This is a genomic window from Krasilnikovia sp. M28-CT-15 (assembly GCF_047159595.1).
Classification (GTDB): Bacteria; Actinomycetota; Actinomycetes; order Mycobacteriales; family Micromonosporaceae; genus Actinoplanes.
In genome coordinates this window covers 4,993,492-5,017,812 of record NZ_BAAGAK010000001.1, presented here as the reverse complement: position 1 = coordinate 5,017,812, position 24,321 = coordinate 4,993,492, and the positions used below count along the sequence as shown (strand labels likewise).

General features: G+C 69.2%; 29 protein-coding genes and 2 pseudogenes. 15 read left to right on the top strand and 16 right to left on the bottom strand.

What is annotated here, in order from left to right:
• Positions 1–125 precede the first annotated feature (125 nt).
• Entirely contained in the window at positions 126–1,109 is a 984-nt protein-coding gene (locus ACMCNO_RS22995) for a transposase (RefSeq protein ID WP_412751529.1), read from the bottom strand.
• 79 nt (positions 1,110–1,188) lie between these two features.
• On the opposite strand from ACMCNO_RS22995, the gene ACMCNO_RS22990 reads away from it, so the two are divergent.
• Entirely contained in the window at positions 1,189–1,395 is a 207-nt protein-coding gene (locus ACMCNO_RS22990; RefSeq protein ID WP_412751528.1) for a hypothetical protein, read from the top strand.
• A gap of 30 nt (positions 1,396–1,425) precedes the next feature.
• On the opposite strand, the pseudogene ACMCNO_RS22985 reads toward ACMCNO_RS22990, so the two are convergent.
• The 4 genes and pseudogenes from ACMCNO_RS22985 to ACMCNO_RS22970 all read right to left on the bottom strand — a co-directional run.
• Positions 1,426–1,785: pseudogene (locus tag ACMCNO_RS22985) on the bottom strand (IS110 family transposase); the annotation flags it as partial.
• A gap of 352 nt (positions 1,786–2,137) precedes the next feature.
• A pseudogene (locus tag ACMCNO_RS22980) lies at positions 2,138–2,347 on the bottom strand (IS3 family transposase); the annotation flags it as partial.
• A 514-nt stretch (positions 2,348–2,861) separates the two neighbouring features.
• A complete protein-coding gene (locus ACMCNO_RS22975) occupies positions 2,862–4,361 on the bottom strand; it encodes a recombinase family protein (RefSeq protein ID WP_412751527.1) in 1,500 nt (499 codons plus the stop codon).
• 262 nt (positions 4,362–4,623) lie between these two features.
• Positions 4,624–4,938, bottom strand: a complete 315-nt coding sequence (locus ACMCNO_RS22970; RefSeq protein ID WP_412751526.1) for an SRPBCC family protein — start codon at positions 4,936–4,938, stop codon at positions 4,624–4,626.
• Here ACMCNO_RS22970 and ACMCNO_RS22965 point away from each other — a divergent pair.
• A complete protein-coding gene (locus tag ACMCNO_RS22965) occupies positions 4,921–5,163 on the top strand; it encodes a hypothetical protein (RefSeq protein WP_412753928.1) in 243 nt (80 codons plus the stop codon). The genes ACMCNO_RS22970 and ACMCNO_RS22965 overlap by 18 nt on opposite strands.
• Before the next feature lie 150 nt (positions 5,164–5,313).
• On the opposite strand, the gene ACMCNO_RS22960 is transcribed toward ACMCNO_RS22965, so the two are convergent.
• The 4 genes from ACMCNO_RS22960 to ACMCNO_RS22945 form a co-directional block, all read right to left on the bottom strand.
• The gene (locus ACMCNO_RS22960; RefSeq protein WP_412751525.1) at positions 5,314–5,880 is read right to left on the bottom strand and encodes a DM13 domain-containing protein; all 567 of its coding nucleotides are present in this window, start codon (positions 5,878–5,880) and stop codon (positions 5,314–5,316) included.
• 63 nt (positions 5,881–5,943) lie between these two features.
• Complete coding sequence (locus tag ACMCNO_RS22955; RefSeq protein ID WP_412751524.1) at positions 5,944–6,171, bottom strand: anti-sigma factor family protein; 228 nt, start codon at positions 6,169–6,171, stop codon at positions 5,944–5,946.
• Entirely contained in the window at positions 6,168–6,839 is a 672-nt protein-coding gene (locus tag ACMCNO_RS22950) for an RNA polymerase sigma factor (RefSeq protein ID WP_412751523.1), read from the bottom strand. Before ACMCNO_RS22950 ends, ACMCNO_RS22955 begins: the two co-directional genes overlap by 4 nt.
• 98 nt (positions 6,840–6,937) lie before the next feature.
• The gene (locus ACMCNO_RS22945) at positions 6,938–7,351 is read right to left on the bottom strand and encodes a nuclear transport factor 2 family protein (protein ID WP_412751522.1); all 414 of its coding nucleotides are present in this window, start codon (positions 7,349–7,351) and stop codon (positions 6,938–6,940) included.
• Positions 7,352–7,544: 193 nt separating this feature from the next.
• On the opposite strand from ACMCNO_RS22945, the gene ACMCNO_RS22940 reads away from it, so the two are divergent.
• The 3 genes from ACMCNO_RS22940 to ACMCNO_RS22930 all read left to right on the top strand — a co-directional run bounded on the left by ACMCNO_RS22940 (position 7,545) and on the right by ACMCNO_RS22930 (position 9,143).
• On the top strand, positions 7,545–8,045 hold the full coding sequence (locus tag ACMCNO_RS22940) for a DUF3224 domain-containing protein (protein WP_412751521.1): 501 nt from the start codon (positions 7,545–7,547) through the stop codon (positions 8,043–8,045).
• Between the two features lie 62 nt (positions 8,046–8,107).
• Positions 8,108–8,812, top strand: coding sequence for a flavodoxin family protein (locus tag ACMCNO_RS22935; protein WP_412751520.1), 705 nt, complete (start codon positions 8,108–8,110; stop codon positions 8,810–8,812).
• Between the two features lie 7 nt (positions 8,813–8,819).
• On the top strand, positions 8,820–9,143 hold the full coding sequence (locus ACMCNO_RS22930; protein ID WP_412751519.1) for a hypothetical protein: 324 nt from the start codon (positions 8,820–8,822) through the stop codon (positions 9,141–9,143).
• Positions 9,144–9,241: 98 nt separating this feature from the next.
• On the opposite strand, the gene ACMCNO_RS22925 is transcribed toward ACMCNO_RS22930, so the two are convergent.
• Positions 9,242–10,387, bottom strand: a complete 1,146-nt coding sequence (locus tag ACMCNO_RS22925) for a lactonase family protein (RefSeq protein ID WP_412751518.1) — start codon at positions 10,385–10,387, stop codon at positions 9,242–9,244.
• A 350-nt stretch (positions 10,388–10,737) separates the two neighbouring features.
• Between ACMCNO_RS22925 and ACMCNO_RS22920 the strand changes: the two genes are divergently transcribed.
• The 3 genes from ACMCNO_RS22920 (at position 10,738) to ACMCNO_RS22910 (ending at position 13,711) form a co-directional block, all read left to right on the top strand.
• Positions 10,738–11,835 carry a lactonase family protein gene (locus ACMCNO_RS22920; RefSeq protein WP_412751517.1) on the top strand — a complete coding sequence of 366 codons (1,098 nt, stop codon included), beginning with the start codon at positions 10,738–10,740 and terminating at the stop codon, positions 11,833–11,835.
• A gap of 335 nt (positions 11,836–12,170) precedes the next feature.
• The gene (locus ACMCNO_RS22915) at positions 12,171–12,983 is read left to right on the top strand and encodes a hypothetical protein (protein ID WP_412751516.1); all 813 of its coding nucleotides are present in this window, start codon (positions 12,171–12,173) and stop codon (positions 12,981–12,983) included.
• Entirely contained in the window at positions 12,980–13,711 is a 732-nt protein-coding gene (locus ACMCNO_RS22910; RefSeq protein ID WP_412751515.1) for a DUF5995 family protein, read from the top strand. Before ACMCNO_RS22915 ends, ACMCNO_RS22910 begins: the two co-directional genes overlap by 4 nt.
• A 256-nt stretch (positions 13,712–13,967) precedes the next feature.
• Here ACMCNO_RS22910 and ACMCNO_RS22905 read toward each other — a convergent pair whose 3' ends face one another.
• The 3 genes from ACMCNO_RS22905 to ACMCNO_RS22895 form a co-directional block, all read right to left on the bottom strand.
• Entirely contained in the window at positions 13,968–14,132 is a 165-nt protein-coding gene (locus tag ACMCNO_RS22905) for a hypothetical protein (protein WP_412751514.1), read from the bottom strand.
• Between the two features lie 29 nt (positions 14,133–14,161).
• Positions 14,162–14,530, bottom strand: coding sequence for a rhodanese-like domain-containing protein (locus tag ACMCNO_RS22900; protein WP_412751513.1), 369 nt, complete (start codon positions 14,528–14,530; stop codon positions 14,162–14,164).
• Positions 14,531–14,649: 119 nt separating this feature from the next.
• The gene (locus ACMCNO_RS22895) at positions 14,650–16,035 is read right to left on the bottom strand and encodes a rhodanese-like domain-containing protein (RefSeq protein ID WP_412751512.1); all 1,386 of its coding nucleotides are present in this window, start codon (positions 16,033–16,035) and stop codon (positions 14,650–14,652) included.
• A gap of 240 nt (positions 16,036–16,275) precedes the next feature.
• Between ACMCNO_RS22895 and trxA the strand changes: the two genes are divergently transcribed.
• From trxA to ACMCNO_RS22880, 3 genes are all read left to right on the top strand, one after another.
• Positions 16,276–16,650, top strand: a complete 375-nt coding sequence (trxA, locus tag ACMCNO_RS22890) for a thioredoxin (protein WP_412753777.1) — start codon at positions 16,276–16,278, stop codon at positions 16,648–16,650.
• A gap of 61 nt (positions 16,651–16,711) precedes the next feature.
• Positions 16,712–17,302 carry a rhodanese-like domain-containing protein gene (locus ACMCNO_RS22885; RefSeq protein ID WP_412751511.1) on the top strand — a complete coding sequence of 197 codons (591 nt, stop codon included), beginning with the start codon at positions 16,712–16,714 and terminating at the stop codon, positions 17,300–17,302.
• A gap of 89 nt (positions 17,303–17,391) precedes the next feature.
• On the top strand, positions 17,392–18,150 hold the full coding sequence (locus ACMCNO_RS22880) for a sulfite exporter TauE/SafE family protein (RefSeq protein ID WP_412751510.1): 759 nt from the start codon (positions 17,392–17,394) through the stop codon (positions 18,148–18,150).
• Between the two features lie 368 nt (positions 18,151–18,518).
• Here the strand turns inward: ACMCNO_RS22880 and ACMCNO_RS22875 are convergent, their stop codons facing one another.
• The 3 genes from ACMCNO_RS22875 to ACMCNO_RS22865 form a co-directional block, all read right to left on the bottom strand.
• Positions 18,519–18,788, bottom strand: a complete 270-nt coding sequence (locus tag ACMCNO_RS22875; RefSeq protein WP_412751509.1) for a metal-sensitive transcriptional regulator — start codon at positions 18,786–18,788, stop codon at positions 18,519–18,521.
• Positions 18,789–18,920: 132 nt separating this feature from the next.
• The gene (locus tag ACMCNO_RS22870; RefSeq protein ID WP_412751508.1) at positions 18,921–20,132 is read right to left on the bottom strand and encodes an NAD(P)/FAD-dependent oxidoreductase; all 1,212 of its coding nucleotides are present in this window, start codon (positions 20,130–20,132) and stop codon (positions 18,921–18,923) included.
• Positions 20,133–20,342: 210 nt separating this feature from the next.
• Complete coding sequence (locus tag ACMCNO_RS22865; RefSeq protein WP_412751507.1) at positions 20,343–20,663, bottom strand: rhodanese-like domain-containing protein; 321 nt, start codon at positions 20,661–20,663, stop codon at positions 20,343–20,345.
• 489 nt (positions 20,664–21,152) lie between these two features.
• Here ACMCNO_RS22865 and ACMCNO_RS22860 point away from each other — a divergent pair, with 489 nt between their 5' ends.
• The 4 genes from ACMCNO_RS22860 (at position 21,153) to ACMCNO_RS22845 (ending at position 24,024) form a co-directional block, all read left to right on the top strand.
• Positions 21,153–22,085: an FAD/NAD(P)-binding oxidoreductase gene (locus ACMCNO_RS22860; protein ID WP_412751506.1), complete on the top strand. Its 933-nt coding sequence runs from the start codon at positions 21,153–21,155 to the stop codon at positions 22,083–22,085.
• A 15-nt stretch (positions 22,086–22,100) separates the two neighbouring features.
• Positions 22,101–22,972 (top strand): IS5 family transposase gene (locus ACMCNO_RS22855; RefSeq protein ID WP_412751204.1). Its coding sequence is split into 2 segments (ribosomal slippage): positions 22,101–22,481 and positions 22,484–22,972, totalling 870 coding nucleotides; the frame shifts between segments, so codons are not numbered across the junction.
• A gap of 45 nt (positions 22,973–23,017) precedes the next feature.
• On the top strand, positions 23,018–23,719 hold the full coding sequence (locus tag ACMCNO_RS22850) for a rhodanese-like domain-containing protein (RefSeq protein WP_412751505.1): 702 nt from the start codon (positions 23,018–23,020) through the stop codon (positions 23,717–23,719).
• A 35-nt stretch (positions 23,720–23,754) separates the two neighbouring features.
• Positions 23,755–24,024 carry a metal-sensitive transcriptional regulator gene (locus ACMCNO_RS22845; RefSeq protein WP_412753776.1) on the top strand — a complete coding sequence of 90 codons (270 nt, stop codon included), beginning with the start codon at positions 23,755–23,757 and terminating at the stop codon, positions 24,022–24,024.
• Positions 24,025–24,321 lie beyond the last annotated feature (297 nt).

Below are 24,321 nucleotides of genomic sequence, written 5' to 3'. Positions count from 1 at the left end.
CAGCAGCATCGCAGCTGGTAAACCTCGCGATTACCTGTCGGATTCGGGCCAGGAAATCGTCTCGGTGGTTGCCACATAAGATCGAACCTGGATCGGGGCTTGACCGTTGATCTTGGACACGGGGTTTATGCGGCCGGGGTGAGCGTTGAGCCGCTGTGGTGCGAGTGTTCTCGTAGGCAATCGGGGATTGCTGTCCGAGTCGGAAGTGGCGGCGGACGGTGTTGTAACGGTGCAGCCAGCGGGAGGCTGGTGAGGCGGGCTTCGCGTTCGTCGGTGAAGGCGCGGCGGCCTTGCAGCGTTTCGCGTTCGAAGGTGGCGTTGAACGACTCCGCCAAGGCGTTGTCAGCGGAGCTGCCCATCTTGCTCATCGATTGGCGAACCCCGGCCGCCTGGCAGGCGGCGGCGAACACCTTGGACGTGCATTGCGCTCCGTGGCGGTGTGCATGATCGCTCCGCCCAGATTGCCTCGGGTTCGCAGGCCCGCGTGGAGGGCGTCGATGACCAGGTCGGTGCGCATGTGATCGGCGATCGCCCAACCGGCGCGAGTACAGATCGATGACGGTGGCCAGGTAGAGGAACCCGCGCTCACCGACCGGCAGGTAGACATCCCACGCGGGCCAGGTGTCAAGCGATGGACGGATCGGGTGTCGAGATGGACGTGGTCCAGGCGGCGTTCTCGTTCCCCAGGCTTCGTGGTGTTGCAGGCACCACCAGAGGCGCCCGATGAGCTTGTTGGCCAGGTTGCGCAGGGCGGCGTTGTGGTGATCGCCGGCGGCTCGGCGGCGGTCGTAGTGTTCTCGGGCGCCGACGGATTTGGTGATGGTTACGAAGGCCCACCAGTGGCAGGCGTCGCCGAGGCGTTTGTTGCGGACTTTGCGGGCTTTGACGTAACGCGATCGGCCCGAGGCTCGGGTGACCGGTGCGGTGCCGGCGAACGCGCGTAGTCCCGCGGCGGTGGTGAATCGGGTGGGGTCGTCGCCGATTTCGGCCAGGACGCGGGCCGCGAGGACGGGACCCAGCCCTGGTGCCGAACGCAGGATGCCGGCGAGGGGGTGCCGGTCGAACTCGACGGCCAAGGCTTGTTCGAGTTCTTCGACGGCGGTCTGCATCGCCACGACGATGGCGATCAGGGTCTGGGCGGTGACGCCGTAGGCGGCCTCGACGGCAGTGGGCTGTCGCAGCGCCGGTGTGCAGGTCGTCGAGCACGCGATCGACCAAGGACGGATCGTTGCGTCGTCGGCAGCGGTGCAGCACCGTGATGAGGCGGCGTGCGATCAACCGCAGGCCGGCTTCTGGAGTGGGGGCGGCGGCCAGAACGGCCAATGCCGCTTTGTGTTTGAGGTTCGGGAAGGCACGGAGCGCTTGCGGGTAGAACTCCAGCAGCAGCGATCGTAGCCGGCTGACGGTTTGGTTGAGCGCCCAGATCGCGTCCTGGTGCTGGCGGGCCAGCGCCTTGATCGCCGTGGCGTGGCCGCTGACGGCGGGCAACGGCCGGTGCTGGTGCCGGTCGGCGCGCAACAGATCGGCCAGCACAAACGCGTCGCCCGGGTCGGACTTCTTACCGGATTGCCCGTGTCGTTCCCGGTAACGGGCAACCGCCCGCGGGTTGATCGCGAACACGGTCATCCCGGCAGCCTGCAACGCCACGACCAACAGGTTCTTGTCGGTCTCGATCGCGATCGGCACCGAAGCGAGCTGGTCGGCGTCGTCGACGTGCTCGGCCAGCAAGGCCATCAGGCGGGTGAATCCGGTCGCGCCGGTGTCGATCCTGGCCCGAGCCAGCACACCGCCGTCGGCGTCGAGTATCGCCACGTCATGATGCTGCTCGGCCCAGTCGATACCGCAGGTGATCTGCACTCTCGTCCCTTCGTGGTCAACAACAGTTGAGCCCGAGGGCACGCGCGGCGACCTAATGGAAGCGCTCGAGGCGCGGCATCTCACAAGCCGATCACGAACCCGGCGACTGGCAGGGCCACCGTCTACATTCAGGCCTCGTCAGCCGGGTGCGTCATGCGAGTGGACACCGGCCAGCGGCTCACCCGACACCCTGCACCCGATCATGGGCCGGTGATATCTCAGGGGCCCCTGCCAGTCGCCTTCAGGCACCGGACAACCTCCCGGCCCTGCCATTACGTGTGTCACCGACGTAGCGCTGATTCACCGCTGGGGCGGTGCAGTCCCGACCGATCAGGTCCGGTGCTTTCGCCACGGCGGGGTCCGGCAGGGCCGCGCGGACGCGGCGGCGCAGCCGCAGCCCTTGCACGCCGAACCGGCGCATGACCCGCGCGACGCGCTTGTGGTTGACCCGCAGACCGTTGTCGTGCAGTTCGGCGGTGATCCGCGGCGCCGTAGGTGCCGTCTGAAAAGTAGTCGGCGTCGAGGACAACAGGTTGTCGCTCAACAGCAGCAGCCGCAGCAGCCGCAGGAGGCGTCGGCGATTTTCTGGGGGCGCGGCTGGGCCAACAACTCGTACGGGTTTGCGATCTGCCGAGCACTGCGGCCGGGATGGCCGGCCCCTGTACCTACCGACGCGACGGCTTCTCGAATGCCTGGACCACCGACGTGCTGGTATGCCGTCCGATTGCGCAGTGGGACTTCGATCCCACCGACCCCAGATGGCGCGGCGGTGGAGGCAAACAAAGGCCGTCTGTCGAACATGGGTGGCCCTCGTTGCATAGCACTCCCCGGCGAAACCAGCGGGATGAGCGGGGTACCTGGCGGCAGGTGCGTTGGCCGACGTGGCCAGGCCTGGCCATTGACACCCGTCAGGCGTGGACGTGCTGCTGGCTACGTCAATGCGACATCCATGTCGATGATCGGCGGGTATGGGGTAATGTCGGACACGTTAAACCCCATATCGATCATGCGCGTTTCAGTGAGATCGGTATGGGGTTCGTTGATCCCTGGCGGTTATTCACCTCCAGGTTCCGCGTCCGCGGCTGCTGAACCCACGGCCTGCCTGCGTCTGCGATCGTGGGAGTGCCGCGGCCGCAGGTGACAACGAGGTCATGTTGTCTTAGGTAGGCCGCGAGATCGTCGGCGTCGTCGAGCCCCGCGAGATTCTGATGGGTGGCGATGAGGTCTTCCACCAGTCGGGCTTGAGGCCAGTACAGCCATCGTGGCGCGTCCTCTGATGCCGGGTGGGCGGTGGTGTGCCCGTGGCGGCAGCGGTAACCGGCCCGGCCGTTCACCCAGTGCGCCGCGAGTCGCCGCCCGCAGATCCCGCACACCAGCAGGCCGGTCAACGCATACCAGCGTGCCTGCCCGTCCGCCGGCGTCGCCCGGACGGTGATCTCCTGCACCGCCGTGAAATCTTCGTCGCTGACCAGCGCCGGATGGGTCCGGTCGGGGCAGATCACCCAGTCCTCGCGACGATTCCACACCCGCACCGGGCCGCGACTGCTGCGCTTGTCTCCAGGTACAGCCTCGCGGTGGTCGGTGAACTGCCGATTCCACACCTGCCTGCCCGTGTATCTCGGGTTCTCCAGGATCGCCGCGACCGTCCGCAACGTCCACACCGCTCGCGCCCGATGCGGATTCCGGACTCGGTCATAGACACCCGGCGAGGGGATCCGCCGCTCATTGAGGGCGCGGGCGATCCCCGCGGTACTCATGCCTTCCAGACGACGAGCGAAGAGCCACCGTACGTGCGGCGCCGTCACGGGATCCACGTCCAGGCGATGCCGACGGCGGCCCCAACTCGCGTGTGCTGCATTCTGATGGGGCCCCGCGTCCACCAACTGGTAGCCGTACGGGGGGCGACCGCCCTGATGCCGCCCTTGTTGTTGGACCTGGGCCGCCATCGCCGCACGGACCCGGAAGCGGGCACGCAAGACCTCCCGCTGCGACTGATGACCAAGCATCATCAACAGTGCCAGGTGGGTGGGGTTGCCGAGATCGACAGGGCCTTCGGCCTCGGGCAGCCACACCTGCACACCGAAGCTTCGCAAGGTTTCGATGATGCGGCGGTCCTCTCCACCGGCGAACGCCCGCTCGAACTCTCCCACCACGACCGCGTCAAACTCACGGCCCGGTTCCGCGGCCGCGGTCAGTAGAGCCGCCGCTCGCCGGCGCCGCCGCCACGGCACACTGCGCGACGTACCGGCGTCGAAGAACTCCGCCACGATCCGACCCCGACCCATGATCACCCGCTGGGCCGACTCTATCTGCCACGCCCGCGAGGACACCGGATCCTGATACTCGCTCGTCGAGATCCGCCCATAGAACGCGAATCTGACGCCACCCGCGCCTGGCCGGACAGGCCGGCCAAGAGCCCGCACCGCAGGTACTGCGGTGGACAGCCACGTGTCGAACACACTGGACGACCGATTGGACGAGGAGGCGGTGGTGGGTGCAGGCATCGCGGATCACCTCAGAGCCGAGGAAACGAGCCACTGCTACATCGATAACAGGCCTGTGGCTGCGCAGCCCGAGCTGTATCTGGACAGGTCACCCGCGTCCTGCCTGCAGCAGGAAGATTTCACCCGATCGCACGACAACGCCGTATCGCGACGGCTGAAATGTGCCGGTGGGCTTCGGCCATCGGCGTCGACCGGCAGATCCAGGACACCTCGTGGCTACGCATCGGAACCGTCGCGCTATTCGTGGCCCTCGCATGCGGTGTCAGCTGGGTGCGTGACGGGCTATAAGCGTGCCGATGTCGTGCGGCCGCCACGTGTAGGTGGTCTCCATGGGGAACGGGCCTTGCGCGGTGCGCATCACCAGCCGTTGCCCGGGCAGGAGTTCGACGATCTCGTACGTGTATGCCAATCGTCGCCCCATGAAGTGCGCGACGAAATCCAGCCGTGAACCAACCGAGGCCGGCGGAGGTGTCTGCAACCGTACGGACTCGATGTTCGCATACCACCGCGGGGCGTTGTCTGGATCGGCCGCGTACGCCGCCACTCGGTCTGGCGCGGCATGAAGCACGTAGGCCATGGGGTACCGACCTACGCCCCGGCCGGCTACCAGTACCCCGGCCAGCCGGCACCCGGCCACGGATACCTCCACCACGGCCACTACGCCACACACGGGCAGGTCGCTCACCACGGCCACGGATCCGGCATGGGCGGTGTCCTGCTCGGCGCCGCCGGAGGACTCGCCGCCGGATACGTCGCCAGCGAGGCGATCGACGAAGTCTTCGACGGGGACATCGAGGACTAGCGTGAACCGCTCGTATCCGACGATCTCGTACGTGTAGCGCAGGACGCGAACGTCAGCGGCTCGGGGCGGACGAGATCGGCGGCAACGACGGGTTCGGCGCTTCGCCACCGTCGCCCGGCACCGCGCCTCGGGTGCGGGACACCGGGTGCATCAGCCGGGTCCGCTGCTGTCCGGTGCGGGCCGGGCGATCAGCTCGGCGGCGCCGAACGAGACGTGGAACCGGGCGCACCAGATGCTCACGCTGCGGTATTGGCTCAGGTCCACATCGGCGGGTACTGGATAGTTGTGGCTGCCCTTGTTTCCTTTGAGGGTCCCGAGATCGACGTGCCGTCCGTCGTCGAACACCCGCCATCCGTCGCTGCCCGGGATCACGGGGGCGTCGCTGAGCCAGACCTTCAGCAGCGGCCCGTTGCTCGTGTCGAGGTCTTCCAGGCGCAGGTGGCGGGCTCCGTCCGGGCTTTGGTAGATCTTCGCGGTGCCGGTGGTGGCGTGTTCGTGGCTGATGAACGTGCCGGCCGCGAGGACGGGTGAGGTCGCTGCGGCCGCGGAGGCGGTGGCGTCCGGCGGTGCCGCGGCCGGTGGCGCTTCGTAGACGGTTCGGTCGACCCACAGCTTCCAGGGCTGGAACAGCGCGAGGCCGACCACTGCCGCGGCGGCTACGGCGGTGAGCACGAGCCAGGTGATCGGCCGCTGAAGCCACGAACGAATCCGTTGCACGAGTTCTCCTCAGAGGGTCGGAGTCGGGTCTGGCCGCGGACGTGACCTGTCGTGTCGCTTCGATCAGGTTCGCCAGTCCCGGAACGCGGCGAGCAGCGTGTCCCGTGCCCGTTCCGACAGGGCCTGTCTCGGCAGCGCACCGAGCGCACTGATCGTTTGCTTGATCTGGTCGAGGTAGCGATCGCAGCCGTCGCATTCGGCCAGGTGGGCGCGGAAACGCTGCTCGGTGTCGGCGTCGAGTTGTCCGTCGAGGTAGGCGGTGACCAGTTCCACGAACTCGTCGCAGTTCACGGTCGTGCTCCTTGCGTCTGGTCCGGGTCGGTGAAGTAGTTCTCCAGCCGGCCGCGGACGGCGGCGCGGGCTCGGTGCAGCAGTACCCGTTGGTTGGCGGCGGAGATGTCGAGGATTTCGCACACCTCCTGGGCGTCGTACCCCTGCACGTCCCGCAGGCTGATCACCAGCCGTTGACGGTCCGGCAGCTCGGCCAGCGCCGCGCCGATGGCTCGCCGCACCTCGCCGGACAGCAGGTGGCTCTCCGGTGCCGGCCAGGCGGCGGGGAATTCCCGCCAGTGGCCGGGATACGGGTCGTCGGCGCCGCGGAACCGGGCCGGGTCGACGGTCGGACCGGCTCCGTCGGGGTCGATCTCCGCCAGCGGGACGGTGCGGTGTTCCCGGGCAACGCGGGTCTTCGCGAGGTTGATCAGGATGCGGTACACCCACGTCCGCAGCGACGAGCGGGCCTGGAAGCGGTCGATGCCCCGCAACACGGCCAGCCAGGTGTCCTGCACGACGTCCTCGGCCGACTCCGCGCTGGCCAGGTAGCCCCGGGCGGTGCGCAGCAGGCCCGGCGACCAGTCGTCCAGCAGCCGACGGAAGACCCGCTCATCGCCCGCCTTGATCGCCGTGACGAGCAGGTCGTCGGGAGGCAGTGGCCCGTCCTCGACGCCCAGCGCGTCCACGCTGCCTCCCGGTGACCACGTACGCTCCGCGGCCCCGACTGTAGCGTCGCCGCGGGTGAGAGGCAGGCGAACAGGCCGCGCCCGGCGCGTTGCCCGGGTCAGGTCGGCAGTGCCATGTGCAGTAGTTGCTCGTTGGGCACCCCGACAGAGGTGTGTGCCTGGACGAGCTTCCAGTCGCCGTCCTCTCTGTGCGCCACCGCGGTGAATCGGGCGGGGATGCGTACGCCATCCGGCAGGTGGAAGGTCGGGTTGTCGGACACCCAGCCGACGGAGCCCTCCACGTAAGCTCGCACCTCGCCCGGGACGATCGTGACGGAACCACCCGCGGCGGCGAGCTGTTCCCGGAAGACCCGGTGCACCTGCGATCCCTCGTACGCCTCGTCGGGATCGGTGCCGAAGCCGAAGATCGCCTCCGTGGTGGACAGGTGCGCCTCGACGAACTCGACGTCGCCGGTCGAGAAGGCCTGCCAGTACCGATGCATCAGGTCGCTGAGTTCGGAAGAGCCTTGCATGACTTGCCCCTTTCCGTGTGCCGGCCGGGCGGTCGCAGCGCGGGACCGGACGAACCTCCTCACGAGTAGTCACACCAACCCCGGCAGACGTTACGGCCGCGCATTGTCGGATGGCGTAACGCATCCGCCCCGCACGGAGACTGCACGTGCAGGGGCTCACGGTCCCGTGAGCCGATGAGGGAAGGAGACTCAGATGTTGGTAGCTCGCAGTGCCCGGATCGGCGTCACCTTCGGTGTGCTGGCCATCGTGCTCGGCCCCGCCACAGCGATCCAGGCGGCGGCCCACTGCTCGACGGTCACCGGCAACTACGATGAACGGCCGGTCACCGGGCCCGGTTGCTTGTCCCCGGTCGGGCTGTGCATCGAAGCGACCTACCGCGGCGGCGTCACCGGCAAGGCCGAGGGCAGCGCGACGTCCATCGTCGCGACCGCGGACACGCCCGCCACCACAGTGCAGCTGTTCACCTCCGACTCCACACTCACCGGCAAGATCGCTGGCCGGAGCGGGACACTGACCATCAAGAACGCGGGCGCCTTCGCCTCCGGTGGTGACGGCTCGATCGTGGACCTGCAGACGATCACCGGAGGAACGGGCGAACTCACCGGCGCCACGGGCGCGCTCCGCGCGCAGGGCACGTTCTCCTTCCCCGACGGCGGACACTCCCGGTACAGCGGCACCGTGTGCGTTAACTAGAAGAACCGGGCAAAACCCGACAACCTGACCACGGCTCCCCGACCGACCCTGGAGGTACAACCATGGCCTACGGCGACCTGCGTGGGCTGGTCATCAACTGCACGCTCAAGCGCTCCCCGGAGCTGAGCCACACCCAGGGTCTGATCGACCTGAGCAGATCGATCATGGAGACGCAGGGTGTCGCGGTCGAGGTGCTGCGGGCCGTCGACCACGACATCGCCACCGGCGTGTGGCCGGACATGACCGAGCACGGCTGGGCCACCGACGAGTGGCCTGCCATCTACCGCGACAAGGTGCTGCCCGCCGACATCCTGATCATCGCGGGCCCGATCTGGCTCGGCGACAACAGCTCGGTCACCAAGAAGGTCATCGAACGGCTCTACGCCTGCTCGTCCCTGCTCAACGACCGCGGCCAGTACGCGTACTACGGCCGGGTCGGCGGCTGCCTCATCACCGGCAACGAGGACGGCGTCAAACACTGCGCCATGAACGTCCTCTACAGCCTGCAGCACCTGGGATACACGATTCCGCCGCAGGCCGACGCGGGCTGGATCGGTGCGGCCGGGCCCGGCCCGTCCTATCTCGACCCGGGATCCGGCGGCCCGGAGAACGAGTTCACCAACCGCAACACCACGTTCATGACCTGGAACCTGCTGCACCTGGCCCGGATGCTCAAGGACGCCGGCGGCGTGCCCGCCCACGGCAACCAGCGCAGCGAGTGGGACGCGGGCTGCCGCTTCGACCTGCCCAACCCCGAGCACCGCTGAGCACGGCGTGCCGAAGCGCCGCTACGAGATCCTGCTGCCCGCCGAGTTCAACGACGGCCGGCTCGTGATGGACGCCTGTCCGATGTGCGTACCCGAATCGTTGAAGGAGGTCAGCGACACGTTCGGCGCGTTCACCTTCCGGCCCGACGCCGCACTGGGCAACTGGACCGCCGACGGGCGTCGCTACTCCGACCGGCTGTTCGCGCTGATCGTCGACGTCGACGACACCGCCGAGCACCGGGCGTGGATCGCCCACTTCAAGACCCACCTGCTGCAGCGCTTCGAACAACTCGAGATCTACGTAACCAGCTACCCCGTCGAGGTCCACTGACCGGCCGCCGCGGTCCTCGTGGCGGCCGAGGCCGCGGCATCGCCGGCGTACGGTCGAAGCTTGCCGAAGTTGATCATTAACGTGGGGCCTTGCCGGAGTCAGCTGGCAGCGATGCCTTCCATGCCGTTGCCCGGGGTGGCCACCGGCAAACCAGTGACCGTGGTGACCGGCGTCAGGGTGCCGTTCGCGTTTGCCCGGTAGCCGTTGATCTGGCCCGTGCCGGGATTCTGCACGTAGAGGTAGCTGCCGCTGGCCGCCATGTCGATCGGGGCGCCTCCGGGGTGGGCGGCCACGCCACCGTTGCCGCCGGACAACGAAACAGCGCCGTCGTGGCTCAACGCGAACGCGCTGACGCTGCCGCTGCCGGCGTTGGCGCCGTAGAAATGGCCACGCAGCGGTTGGATCCAGCACAGGGCCGCCTGGCCGTCGGCCGCGGATCCGAGCGGGGTCAGGGTTCCATCGGGGTGGAGCCGGTAGTGGGTCAGCGCGGAGGTGGCGACTTCGGTGACCGCGATGCCCTGGCGGGTGAAGACGAACGCGAACGGCACCGGACTGAAGGTGGTGGTGACCACGGCAGCGCCTTGCGGCCGTCCGTCGCGGTCCAGGGCGAACACGTCGATCGTGTTGTGGTTCTTGGTGGTGACCACCAGGTGCCGCGCATCCGGGCTGATGCCGACTTGAGCCGGGGCGCTGAGGAAGGCCGGCGGGTTCGTGTTGCCCAGATGCAGTGAGCGGGCCGCGTACGCGAGCGGGGTCAGACCGGCGTTGGTGATCCGGAATCCCTGCACCGCGCCCTCGCCGCCGGCGTTGAGCGCGTACAGCAGGTCGCCACGGACCGCCACGCTGACCGGGAACGCGCCGCCGCTGGCGATGACCTGCCGGCGCGTGAGGCGGGCGCCGTGCACATCGAACACGGCCAGCGAGTCGCTGCCCGCGTTGACGGCGTACAACCTGCGGTGGCGCGCGTCGTACACCAGCGACCCCTGGGAAGCCAGCGGGTCCACCACGGCGTTGGCAGCCGCGCCGCCCTTCCCGCCGGTCGGAAAGTCGCCGGCAGGGGTCAGGGTGCCGGTGGACGACCGGCGGAACACCCGCACGCTGTTCCCGGCGGGACTATTGAGCTGGATGAACACGGCGTGGCCCGACGAGGCTCCGGCATTCGGGCCGGCCTGGGCGGGCCCGGCGGCAACGGCCGCACCTGCGGCGAGGGCGAGTGCACAAGCAAGAGTCGTACGGCGTCGCATCGCTGTCCTTCACGTCGGCCTGCGTTCGGTGTTCAGCCTGCCGACGCCTGAAGCGGGCCGCAGCCCGTCAGCGGCGGATAACCGCATCGTGTGACCGGAGGCTCGCCGACTGGTAGCGGTCCACGCCCACCGATGACACGAACGTGTACATCCGGCCCGCACGTGCTCCCGATCGTCCGAACCCTGGGGAGTAGTTCACCGGGTGGTTTCACCCGTGGGTGATCAGTGAGCTGGACGTCTGCCAAGGGACCGCAACGGCGCAAGGATGGCGCTGAGGGCAGGTCGAGTGCGAGGGAGCAGCGATGAGTGGTCGTTCGATGTCCAGCGGAGCGCCTGCTGGGGGACCAGGTATGACGGTCACCGCAGAGCCGGCCGGTGGCCGTGCGGAGTCTGCCGGTTCGGTTCGTCACGCGGTGTTCGTCCAGCTGAACGACCCCGCCGGGAACAGTGTGCTGGCGTACGAACGGTCGGGTGACGGCCGCCTGATCGAGGCGGGCCGGTTCCCCACGGGTGGGAACGGTGGCGCCGCCGTACAGGCTCCCGTGGATGCCCTGGCCTCCCAGGGGTCCCTCGTCTACGACCCGGGACACGGCAGACTGTACGCCGTCAACGCGGGCAGCGACTCGCTGACCGTGTTCGACGTGGACGGCGCCCGCCTGACCCGCCGGCAGGTCATCGACTCCGGTGGCTCGTTCCCGGTGAGCCTCGCCGTGCAAGGCGACCTGCTGTACGCCCTCAACGCGGGCGGTGACGGTGCGGTGCAGGGCTTCCGGATCACCCCCGACGGTCTCGTGGCGATGCCGCAGTCCCGCCGATCGTTGCAGCTGGGCAACGCCAATCCGCCGGTGTTCATCAGCGCTCCGGCCCAGGTGGGCATCAGCCCGGATGCCCGGCACCTGGTGGTCACTACCAAGAATCACAACACGATCGACGTGTTCCTCCTCGACCCGGACGGCCGCCCGCTGGGGGAACCGGTCGTCACGACCACCGCCAATCCGGTGCCGTTCTCGTTCGCCTTCACCGGGCAGGGCATCGCCGTGACAGAGGTGGGCACCTCGTCGGTGACCCACTACGAACTCCATGCCGACGGCACCCTGACACCGCTCAGCTCGGTGGCTGACGGTCAGGCGGCATTGTGCTGGATTCAGCCGCTGGGTGGCCGGCTCTACGGCGCCAATGCCGGTAGCGGCACGATCTCGGCCTTCGATCTGGCGCCCGACGGTCGTGTCGCGTTGTCCGGTCATGATGGTGGCGTCGTGGCCCAGCCGGGCGGTGCCCCCATCGACATGGCGGCCAGCGGTGGCTTTCTCTACGTCCAGAACCCGGTCGCCGGTCGCCTCGACGGATACCGGGCTGCCCAGGACGGCACCCTGCAACATGTCGCCGCTGTCACCGGACTGCCCCTGTTCGCCGACGGCCACGGCATGGAAGGCATCGCGGCCAGCTGACAACCGCGAACGCCGGCAACCACCACCCAAACGCCGGCAACGCCTTGCGTGATCGCAGAGAATGCGACACCGACCGGTGGCCGTCGAGGCAGGTGACATGCCGTCCCCCGGGCGGGGGATAGGGGCTTCCGCCTGAGCCCGGCCCACGGATGCCTGGTCCGCGTCCTCGGTGGGCCCGGACCTGCGGTTATCCTGCCGGGCCGGGCCGCACGCCACGCTTTGGCGAAGGTCGCGGGTGGTCAGTCGTCGCGCCGACATGAGCGTCCACCGTTTCCACTTCGCGTACTCTGCGCTGCGAGGTGCCCTCGCACGCGGATCCGGGATCAGGAGGCGCCATGCGTGTCGTGGATCGTGACGACCACATCCAGCGGCTCACGCGCGGCGTCTCGTACACGATCGCGCCGGTCCTGATCGTCGCGTTCGCTGTGCTCTACCCGGTGCCCGCGCATGCCGGCCGGCTCTTCGCGTGGAACATCGCACCGGCCATGACGTCGATGGTGCTCGGCGCGGCCTACCTCGGCGGGGCCTACTTCTTCGTCCGGGCCGCGCGGGCGTCGGCCTGGCACACGGTCAAGGGCGGCTTCCCGCCGGTCGCCGCGTTCGCGGCGTTGCTGGGCCTTGCCACGATCATCCACTGGGACCGGTTCCGGCACATGCACGTCGCGTTCTGGCTGTGGGCACTTCTGTACTTCACCACGCCGTTCCTGATCGTCTGGGTCTACCTACGCAATGGCCGGACCGGCCGCCCGATCTCCACCGGCGATGCGTTGCTGCCCGCCGGTGTCGCGACTGTGACAGCCGCCGTGGGCGTGCTCGCGCTCGGCACTGGGCTGCTTCTCTTCCTCACACCGGCCGTCGCGATGCGGATCTGGCCGTGGCCTCTCACGCCGCTGACCGCGCGTGTCCTGGGCGCGATCCTCTGCCTCGGTCTCGCCGGGGTCGGGTCGTTGCTCGACCGCCGGTGGAGCAGCGCGCGGTTGCCGTTCCAGGTCGCCGCCATCATGCTGACCCTGATGGTCGTCGCGGGCGTGCGCGCCCACGCCGAATTCGACGCGTCCAACCCCTTGACCTGGGTTTTCGCTGCCGGGTTCGGCGGGCTGACGGCCTCGGTCATTCTTGTGTACGGGTGGATGGAGCGCACGCGATGACCGAAGGGTCGATCCGCGCGCTGCTGGATCGGATGCGCGCCGAACTCGCCACCCTCGGCGGGGCGCAGCGGTACTTCCACTCGGTCTATCTGCGTACGACCGAGGCGGTCGCGGCGGAAATCGAGCGGGGCGGCTTCGCCGACGGTGACTGGGTGCGGCGCTGGGATCTGGCATTCGCCACGCTCTACCTGGACGCGCTCGACGCCGACCGGGCTGGCCGCCCGGTGACGCAACCCTGGCAGGTTGCGTTCACTGCGGCTCGGGACCGGCCGGATCTGCCGCCGCTGCAGCACGTCCTGCTCGGCCTGAACGCGCACATCAACTTCGATCTGCCGCAGGCGCTGATCGCGGTGATCAGCCCCGACGACTTCGACGATGCCGCGATCCTGGCACGCCGGGACGCCGACCACCGGCACGTCGACGTCGTGTTGCAGGCCCGGGTCAGCGCCGAGGCCCGCGAGCTCGGCGCCGTGTCCAGGGTCGGCCTGCTCGATCGCCTGCTCCGGCCCGCCAACCGCGCCGCCAGCCGTCGATTTCTCGCCGAGGCGCGCGCGAAGGTCTGGCACAACACCCGGGTGCTGGATCAGGCGCGGCGCGCCCGGACCTACGACACGGTGCTCGCGGAACTCGAACGGCTCTGCGCCGACCGGGTACGTGATCTGGTCGCCCCCGGACCGGTGTTGCTGAAGCTCGCCCGGCGCGGATTCGGGGTACGGCTGCCCCGCTGAACTCGACCGGCACGCCGAGCACAGCAAGGCCGGTGTTGATCACCGAATCGCGGTGCACCACGCCTCCGCTCCCTGCCGCACCGGCGTCATGCAGGGACGGTCATGGTTCACCGGCCGGCTTGCCGGTGGTGATGCTCCGGCCTTCTGGCCCGGTTGCGAGGGCGGGCGTGTCGTGGCGGCCGGCGCCTTCGGGGGCGACCGGCCGCCGTTGCCGACGTGTGAGAAGGGCATGGTGTCCTTTAAGGTGTCTGGTGTTTCAGCGGCCGAAGAGTCGGCCGAAGAACCCGCGGGGTGGGGCCTGTTCGTCGTGTCCGGGGCAGCGCTGGGCGTTGGGCACGGTGCGCATGACCTGGTCGACGTGCTGGCCGCAGCCGGCCCAGGTGGTCTTCCCGCAGGTGCGGCAGGTTACTGATCGGCACATGGCAATCTCCTCTGTGGGTGGGGGTGGGCTTAGGCGGTGGGGACGCTGGCGGACTTGAGCTGGTCGAATCCGCCACCGTTGACCAGGTCGGTGAATCTCATATCGCGCATGGTGGTGATGGCGGCGTCGGCGCGGTGGCCGGACCGGCAGTAGACGAGGTACTTCCCGGACCGGTCGAGCCGGCCGACCTCGGCGGTGAAGGCCGGCGACTGCACGTCGAGGTTGAGGGCGTTCCGCAGGTGGCCGCCGGCGAACTCGGCCGGAGTGCGTACGTCGATCAGGGTTCGTGCCGCGGCTTGGTCAACGATCGCCGGGGTGGCGTCAGCGCAGCCGGCTGTGGCAGCGAGCAGGCTCGCGCCCATGGCAAGCGCGGCGGCGACGCGGGGTCGTGGGGTCATCGTGGCTCCTGAGTGAAGGGTCGTGGCCTGGGCAGGGTGGGTGGAACGGGCTGGGCGTGACTCCGGTCCCGGGCGCGGGTAGGGCGGTGGGCCCTGCCCGCCCTCGGGGACGCGCGCGGTCAGGCTGTGGTGGGGCGGAGCATGGTGTGCCAGGCGTTGTAGCCGCCGATGAGGTCGGAGACGTCGGGGTGGCCGTGAGCGCGCAGGAGGCTTGCGGCGACCGACGAGCGGTAACCGCCGGCGCAGTGCACGACCACGGGCCGGTCGGCGGGGACGTCGTCGAGGCGGCGGGGTAGTTCGGCGAGCGGGATGTGCAGGGATCCGGCGATCGCGCCGCCGTCGCGCTCGGCAGCGTTGCGCACGTCGAGCACCACCGGCGGTCCGGACTGCTGCAGTGCGGTGTGCAGGTCGGGCACAGTGAGCCGGCTGGCCGGTACCACCTGGTCGGCCAGCTCGACAAGGCTGGTTTCCGGGTCGGCGAGGTAACCGGTGACGGTGTCGAAACCGACGCGGGCCAACCGTAGAACCGTTTCGGCCGCCTGCTCGGGCGCGGCGACCACCACGATCTGCCGACCAGGTTCGGCCACGGTGCCGGCGGTTTCCGCGAAGCGCCCGTCGGCCGGGACGTTGACCGAGCCGCGCACGTGTCCCGCCGCGAACTCCTGCGGGTCGCGGGCATCGACGACCAGTGCGCCCGCGGCACGGGCCTCGGTGAACTCGGCGGTGGTCAACGCATGCGGCGGGTTGGCGGGGTTGAGCAGCGCGTGGGCCTGGCGGTTGAGGGCGGCGTCGAACGCGAAGTAGCCCGGAGCGGCCGGTTGCCCGCCGGTGACCAGGGTGAGGAACTGCTCGACGTCCATCGGGGCGCAGGCATAGTTCGTACGGCGCTGCTCCCCGATGGTGGACTGCCGTTCGGTGGACAAGTTCTTGCCACATGCGGACCCGGCGCCGTGCGCGGGGAACACCCGCACCTCGTCCGGCAGACCCATCAGCTTGTGTTGCACGCTGTCGTAGAGCATGCGGCCCAGCTCGTCGGCGGTGACACCGGCCGAGGCGAGCAGGTCGGGACGGCCCACATCACCGATGAACAACGCGTCGCCGGTCAGTACCCCGTACGGCACGCTGTCGTCGGCGTGCTCGTAGACCAGCACGCTGATCGACTCCGGCGTGTGCCCCGGCGTCTCCATGATCTCCAGGATGATCTCGCCCAGGATGATGCGTTCGCCGTCGGTGAGTTTGCGGATGTCGTACTCGGTGTCGGCGCGTTGTCCGTAGCCGATCCAGGCGCCGGTGGCGGCGGCGACCTCGAGGTGTCCGGCGACGAAGTCGGCGTGGAAGTGGGTGTTGATCACCCCTTCGATGTGCAGTCCGTGCGCCTGGGCGTCGGCGAGGTACTCGGCGATGTCGCGGCGCGGGTCGACCAGCACGGCCCGTCCGGTGCGCTCGTCGGCGATCAGGTACGACGCCTGCGAGAGGCAGTCGAGGTAGTACTGCGTGAACAACATGCCCTGTCCCTTTCGAAGTTCGGTTGAGCGACGTGGTTCGGCCGCTCGGCCGGCGGGGTCGGCGCCGCCACTCTGAATATCGGATACCCCCAGGGGTATATGAGCAACGATAGCTGTCGCCGCTGCCATTGCCAGGGAAACCCCCCGGGGTATCGCTTGGCTCACATGGTGTTCCGAAAACCTATACCCCCGGGGGTATGATGACGTCATCGACAACCTGACCATCCTGTGGAGGCGATGATGGCAAGCCTGACCTTGACCAGGGGCTCTTTCGAGCAGACGGTCACCGACAACCCGATCGTGCTGGTGGACTTCTGGGCCGCGTGGTGCGGGCCGTGCCGTAGCTTCGCGCCGGTCTTCGAGCGTGCCAGCGAACAGCACCCGGACATCGTGTTCGGCAAGGTCGACACCGAGGCCGAGCAGGCGCTGGCCGCGGCCGCCCGGATCTCCTCGATCCCGACGTTGATGGTCTTCCGCGACGGTGTGCTGGTCTTCTCCCAGCCCGGGGCGCTCCCGGCGGCCGCTCTCGAACAGGTGATCGGCAGCGTCCGCGAGCTCGACATGGACGAGGTTCGCGCCGCCCTCGCCGAGCGCCCCGCCGCCACGACCGCCTGACCCGCCCCGGACATCCCCAGGGCAACCACACGCCTCCCAGAATTAGGAGAATTCCGCCCCCATGAGCGATCAAAGCACCGGCAGCCCCACCACGCTCGACGTCGCCACCCTGAAAGAACTCGTCGCGGCCGACGACGCACCCCGGCTGATCGACGTGCGCACCCCCGCGGAGTTCGAGACCGCGCACATCCCAGGCTCCTACAACGTGCCGCTGGACCTGCTGCGCGAACACCGCGACGAACTCCGGCACCACCTGGACGAGCAGGTCGTCCTGGTCTGCCGCTCCGGACAACGCGCCACCCAGGCCGAACAAGGGCTAAGCATCGCCGGCCTGCCGAACCTGCGGATCTTGCGTGGCGGCATCTCCGCTTGGCAGGCCGCTGGCGCACCGGTCACCACCGGCACCCCCCGATGGGACCTGGAACGGCAGGTCCGCCTCGTCGCCGGCAGCATCGTCCTGCTCGCCGTACTGGCCAGCGCTGCGTTCGAACCGGCCAAATGGATCGCCGCGCTCGTCGGCGGCGGCCTCGCCGTCGCCGCGCTCACCAACACCTGCGCCATGGGCATGCTGCTGGCCAAACTGCCCTACAACCGCGGTCCCCGCACCGACCTCGACCGCGTGATCGCCGCCCTCAGCGACGACTCCAGGTAGGCAGCCATGCACAACACCAGCGCCACCGCGGCGCGGCCGGCCCGTTCGGGCCCGCCGCCGCGCCATGGCCTGCATCCCGGTAATCAGTCATGAGCGCGGCGATCGGACTCGGCGCGCTCATCGGGATCCTGCTCGGGCTGCTCGGCGGCGGCGGATCCATCCTCGCCGTCCCGGCGCTGGTCTACGGCGCGGGCCAACCCGTCGCCGCGGCCGTGTCAACCTCCCTGCTGGTCGTCGGGATCACCTCGGCCGCGGCCCTGCTCCCGCGGCTGCGCGCCGGCCTGGTGCAGTGGCGCATCGCCGGCATCGTCGGCGCCACCGGCGCCGTCGCCGCGTTCGCCGGCGCCGCGGTCAACCACCTGCTCGACCCGCGCGTCGTGCTCGTCGGATTCGCCGCCCTGATGGTCGCCGCCGGTCTGCGCATGCTGCGCGAGACCGGTGACTCCGGCGGGGACTGCGCCCTGCCCGGTGGCGGCATCAACTGGCGTGGCTGCCTGCCCAAGTCCATCGGCACCGGCCTCGCCGTCGGCTTCCTCACCGGCCTGTTCGGCGTCGGGGGCGGCTTCCTCATCATCCCCGCCCTCGTCCTGCTCCTCGGCCTGGACATGCCCGCCGCCGTTGCCACCTCACTGGTCATTATCGTCATCAACTCCGCCGCGGGGTTCGCCGCGCACGCCGGCGACGCGCCGATCGACTACCGCATCGCCGCCGCCTTCACCGTGACTGCCATCGCCGGGTCTCTCGCAGCAGCCCGGATCGCCTCCCGGATCCCCACGCGGCGCCTGCAACGCCTCTTCGCCTACCTGGTGTTCGCCGTGGCCGCGTTCGTCATCATCCGGTCGATCTGACGACCGCCACCTTGGATGACCTCCGGGTCCAGCACGGACGCTGGCCCGCAGCCGCAGCCCTGCGTCGGACCGCTCAACCTTCTCGATGCTGATCGCGGCGAGCGGCGGCAGGAACTGCTGACTCGTCGCGTCACACAAGAACGCAACAAGCCATCAAGAAAGATCGATCACGCTACCTGCCCCAGAACCCACTGAAGACCGTCAGAATCAATTGGATGGGAGCCGTCGACCTCATGGCCATGTGTCGACCGCGACGGCGCCGGGCATCTGGCCGTTGTCAAAATCTTGCTGGGGCGGCGCCAGGATCGGCCGGGTATGACTCTGACGCCTGCCGTCAGCACCGTTGGGCCACGCTCGGTCTGGGAGCGTCAGGCCAGTGAGAGGAACAGCTTCTCCAACTGGGCCACGTCGAGCTTCTGGTCTTCGCCCGTTTCCTGGGCGGTGACGCACTGCCGTAGCCCGGTGGCGATGATTTTGAAGCCGGCGCGGTCGAGTGCCTTGGACACGGCGGCGAGCTGGGTGACCACGTCGGCGCAGTCGCGGCCGGATTCCAGCATGGCGATCACGCCGCGGATCTGGCCCTCGGCGCGGCGCAGTCGCTTGATGACGTCGCCCACGGCGTCCACGTCGATCTCCATGCCTTGTCTCCCACTCCGGTCGTTGACCTCCCATGATACCCCGCCGGGTACCCGAGGATGGTGTGACGCCGCTCGGTCCCGGCGGCGGCAAGGGCCGTAGCCGCCGCCGGGAGCGTGCCACGGCGGTGCTGCTCAGGGCAAGGTCACGTAGCCGTGGCGGGCCTTCCAGAGGAAGTACTTCTCGAAACCGAGCTTCATCAGATGGGCCTGGGGGCCGGGGATGAGCACGCCGTGCTTGCGGGGCGGGAGCATCTTGTCGGCGAGGATGATGACGCCGTTGTTGCCGGCGTCCATGACACAGACGGCTTTGATGTCGCCGAACGCCTTGGTCCGGGTCGGCTCTTCGCCGCGGATCTGGGCGGCGATGTTGGCGGCGGCGGTGTGCGCCATGACCTCGGTCGGGAAGCCGGTCTTGGGAATTCCGACGGGGGTGGGGGTCTGCCAGGGGACGTCGACCGCGGCGGCGACCCCGACGGCGTACACGTCGTCGTACTTCTCGCTCTGGTAGGTGTCACGGACCTTCACGTAACCCTTGTCGTCGGCGAGGGTCCCGGCCCGCTGCACGACCTCCTGGCCGAGGAACGGCGGCACGACCATCGCGTACGCAAAGGGGATCTCCGTGCCGTCGCCCAGCACGACGGCGTCGGTGGCCACGTGGTCGATCGGGCCGCCGAGGTGGGCGTCGATGTTCTCCTTGCGCAGGAACATCTTCAGCAGGGACTCGCCGTGCGGCAGGCCGCCGATGCCGAAGTGGCCCAGGAACGGCTCGGCGGAGACGTAGGTGAGCTTGACCTGCTTCTTGATGCCGGCCTTGCGCAGCTGGTGGCTCATGTTGAACAGGAACTCGTAGGCGGCGCCGAAGCAGCCGGCGCCCTGAGTCGCGGCCACGACCACTGGCCCGGGATTGTCCAGGAAGCGGCGCCACGCCTCGCCGGCCTTGATCGCGTCCGGCAGCGTCGTGATGGTGACGGCGTTGTCGAACCCGGGGACGATGTCACGCCGATTGCGGTAGCCGGTCGCGATGACCAGGTAGTCGTATCCGTAGGCCTTCCCGGTCGCCGTGCCGTCGGCGACCGTCACGGTCTTTGCCTCGGGGTCGATCGCGGTGGCCTCGGCGTGCACGAACTCGATCCCGTGCCCCTCGAAGGTGGGTGCCACGGGGAAGGTGATGTCCTCCGGGCTGCGCTTGCCGAACGGCAGCCAGATCAGGCTCGGGTTGAACAGGAACCGGTCACCGGGCGAAACCACGGTGACATCGACGTCGCCGTGCAGCTCGTGCTTCACGGCAAGCGCGGCCGTGAGCCCGCCGAAGTTCGACCCCAGGACCAGAACACGCTTGCGCATCGCACACCCTCCACTGCCCATCGCCATGACGGCCGACCGGATCGCCACCGCGTCACCGGCCGGCACCTCTATACCCCCAAGGGTATAGAGGGCGAACGGCGGGAACAGGGCCGGAAGACCTATGCGTCCGCGGCTCCAGGCCCGGCACGACGCCCACCGGCGCCGCAGTCTTGGTCGGCTGCCGCGCACCGGCGAGGCCGAGGCCGCTGCTCAGGCGGTGGCGCGGGTGCCCTGTACCACCGGGTGTCCGGCGCGCTGCCAGGCGCTGGTGCCGCCGGCGACGGACCAGGCGTCCACCGCGGCGCGGGTGAGAAGGTCGGCGGCGGCCGCGCTGCGGTTGCCGCTGGCGCAGATCACGTAGACCGGCACGCCACGCGGCAGGCCGGCGATCCGGGCGGGGAGCTGACCCATCGGGACCAGCTCGGCCCCGGGTACGTGGCCGGTCACGTACTCGGACGCCTCCCGCACGTCGATCACCACCGCGCTGTCGCGGTGTCGAGCGGTGAACGCGGCCAGGTCGATCTCACGCATCAGGTCCCCCTCCTCATCGCTTTATACCCCTGGGGGTATCTGTGGTCGACGGTAGCGCGCCGGGGGTTGGTCCCGTCAACCCGGCATGGATGGAATGCGCCACAGGCCCGAGCTGGAGCGCCCGTCGCCCTGGAGGAGTCGATCGCGGCGGTCGGCACTTCGGACCTCTAGGAGGACCGGAGCGGGTCCTGCCCCACTGGCTGCCGCCAAACCGGGCTACGCGCCCTTCGGCTCGGCGACATGCCTGCGATGCCCAACAGTGGGGTGGGCGGTCGAGGTCTGTGAACGAGGAGGGCCGGCCCGCGGTCCGCGCCGCGTGGTGCCCGCCCGGCTGTTGGGTCCGGTGACGTCCCCGACGCCTTCGCCGGCTTTGCCTGGCCGGATATGGAGTGTGGTCCGGTGGCCGGGACTTAGGTCCCTACCGAGGAAATACCCCCGGGGGTACCTTGAACTGGTACGAGCTTGACGGATCAATCACGGGGGATACCGGTGAAAACGATCATTGTGGGTGGAGTGGCCGGGGGGATGTCGGCGGCGACGCGGCTGCGCCGGCTGCTGCCCCAGGCCCAGATCGTGGTGTTCGAGCGCGGTGAGCATGTCTCGTACGCCAACTGCGGGCTGCCCTACCACGTGGGCGCCGTGATCGAACAGCGGGACGCGCTGCTGCTGCAGACCCCGGCCAGCCTGCGCGCCCGGTTCGATCTCGACGTGCGGGTCCACACCGAGGTCCTCGCGATCGACCGGGACCGGCGCCGGGTGCGGGTCCGTGAGGTGGACACCGGCGCCGAGTACGAGGAGTCCTACGACCGGCTGGTGCTCAGCCCCGGCGCGGCGCCGGTGGTGCCCGACCTGCCGGGCGTCGAGCGGGCCCTGGTGCTGCGCTCGGTGACCGACGCGGACCGGATGATCGCCGAGCTGGGCGAGGGTGCCCGCACGGCGGTCGTGGTCGGTGGTGGCTTCATCGGACTGGAGGCGGCGGAGAACCTGACCCGCCGCGGCCTGGCGGTCACCGTCGTCGAACTGGGCAGCCAGGTGCTGGCCCCCCTGGATGCGGAGATGGTCGCCGCGGTGCACGCCGAACTGACCGCACACGGGGTGGGCCTGCGTCTGGGCGTCGGGCTGAGCAAGGTCCTGCCCGACGCCGTGGAACTCGCCGACGGGCAACTGCTCGACGCCGACGTGGTGCTGCTGGCCATCGGGGTACGCCCGGAGACCGGCCTGGCCCGTGCCGCCGGGCTGAGCATCGGTGCGCGCGGTGGGATCGTCGTCGACGAGGCGATGCGGACCAGCGATCCGTACATCTACGCCGTCGGTGACGCCGTCGAGAAGCCCGACGCCGTCGGTGGCGGGCCGGCGCTGATCCCGTTGGCGAACACCGCCAACCGCCAGGGCCGCCTAGGCCGTGTCCTGTCGATCAGTTGATCAGTTCTGGTTGATGTGTCGGGTGTTGGGCGTGGTGAGCTGACGGACAAGGCCTGGGCGGTGATCGAACCGTTGTTACCGGAGCCTGGCCGCAGGTCGGGGCGATGGCGCAATCATCGTCAGGTGATCAACGGGATCCTGTGGAAGCTGCGCACTGGGGCGCCGTGGCGGGACCTGCCGGAACGGTACGGGCCGTGGAAGACCTGTCATGAACGGTTGCGCAGGTGGACCGATGACGGGACTTGGGATTCCATCCTGGCCCGTGCGCAGGTCTACGACGACGGCCAGCCGGTTGAATGGATCATCAGCGTGGACTCCAGCATCGTGCGTGCCCATCAGCACGCTGCGGGAGCCCGCAAAAAGGGGGATCTGCCGGCGGCATCGCGATACCAGCGCAGGACGGTGAGGCGCTGGGCCGCTCGCGGGGTGGCCTGACCACCAAAATCCACCTGGCCGTCGATGGCCGTGGCCGACCGTTGTCCGTGCTGCTCACCGCAGGGCAGGCCAACGACAACCCGCACTTGTTCCCGCTGCTCGACGCCATAGCGGTGCACAACGGCGGACCGGGACGGCCCAGCAAGAAGCCGGACATGCTGATCGCGGACAAGGCCTACGCCCACGACCGCACCCGCCACGGGCTACGCCGCCGAGGGATTGCCCACACCATTCCTGAACGTTGCGACCAAGTCGCCCGCCGTGCTGCCAAGGGCAGCCGCGGCGGGCGACCACCGGCCTTCGACAAGCAGGTCTACCGGCAACGCAACGTCGTGGAACGCTGCTTCAACCGGCTCAAACAATGGCGAGCGCTGGCCACCCGCTACGCCAAACGCGCCGCCCTCTACCGCTCATCACTACTGCTCGTCGCCGCCCTGATCTGGCTTCGATGATCGACAGGACACGGCCTAGTCGCCGACGCCATCGCCGGACGCCCGGTGCGCCTGGGCGGACGGCTCGGCACCGCCATCGTGCAGGTGTTCGGCCTGACCGTCGCGGTCACCGGCACCAACGAGAAACGGCTTCGCGCCGCCGGACGGCCGTACCGGGCGATCCACACGCACCCGGCCTCGCACGCCGGCTACTACCCGGGCGCCGAGCCGATGTCACTGAAACTGCTGTTCGACCCGGCCGACGGCGCCATCCTCGGCGCCCAGGGCGTCGGCGGAGCCGGTGTCGACAAACGCATCGACATCATCGCCACCGCCATGCGCGCCGGGCTGGCCGCCGACGAACTGGCCGACCTGGAACTCGCCTACGCCCCGGCGTTCGGCGCCGCCAAGGACCCCGTGAACATGCTCGGCTACATCGCCGACAACCAGCAGCACGGTGAACGCAGCATCCAGTGGCACGAGGTCGCCGACGCCGTCGCCGCCGGCGCGGTCCTGCTCGACGTCCGCACCCGCGCCGAGCACGCCGGCGGGCACATCCCCGGCTCGCTCAACGTGCCCGTCGACGAACTCCGGGCCCGCCTCGACGAACTGCCCGCCACGGACCTGATCGTCTACTGCCAGGTCGGCCTGCGTGGCCACACCGCCACCGCCCTGCTCAACGGTCTGGGCCGTTCGGCGATCAACCTCGACGGCGGCTACCGCACCTGGACCGCCGGCACCGGCCACAGCGGAGGACCTGCGCGATGACCACGGACAAGGAGGCGACGGACGTGCCGGGGCGGATGTCCGGTGACGGGATCATCTCGGACCAGGTACTGGCCCGCCTCAAGCGCGCACACGGCCAACTCGGCGCCGTCATCGCCATGACCGAAAACGGGGCTGACTGCGCGCAGACACTCACCCAACTCGCGGCCGTGTCCCGGGCCTTGGACAAGGCCGGCTTCGCCATCATCGCCACCGGCATGCGCCAGTGCGAGGCAGCCCGCCAGCACGGAGCGCAGCCCGCCCTGACCGAACAGCAGCTGGAGAAGCTGTTCATCGCCCTGTCCTGACGCCGACCGGCCGGTCCGGCCATCGCCCCGGTTCCCGGCCTTCCCACCGAAGGGAGGTGATGATCATGTGTGTGCGTGCCACCTGCCGGACCTGCGGAAAGGCGACGTACTCCGGCTGCGGCCAGCACATCGAGCAGGCCCTCGCCGGCGTGCCGAAAAAGGACCGCTGCACCTGCCGCAAGTGAGACAACATCCGGGTAGGGGCCGGCACGTCGACGTCGGCTCCCACCCACACCCGGCCACCGCACAGGAAGCCCGCCATGAACACCACCCCCCACACTCGACCCTTCGCAGGCA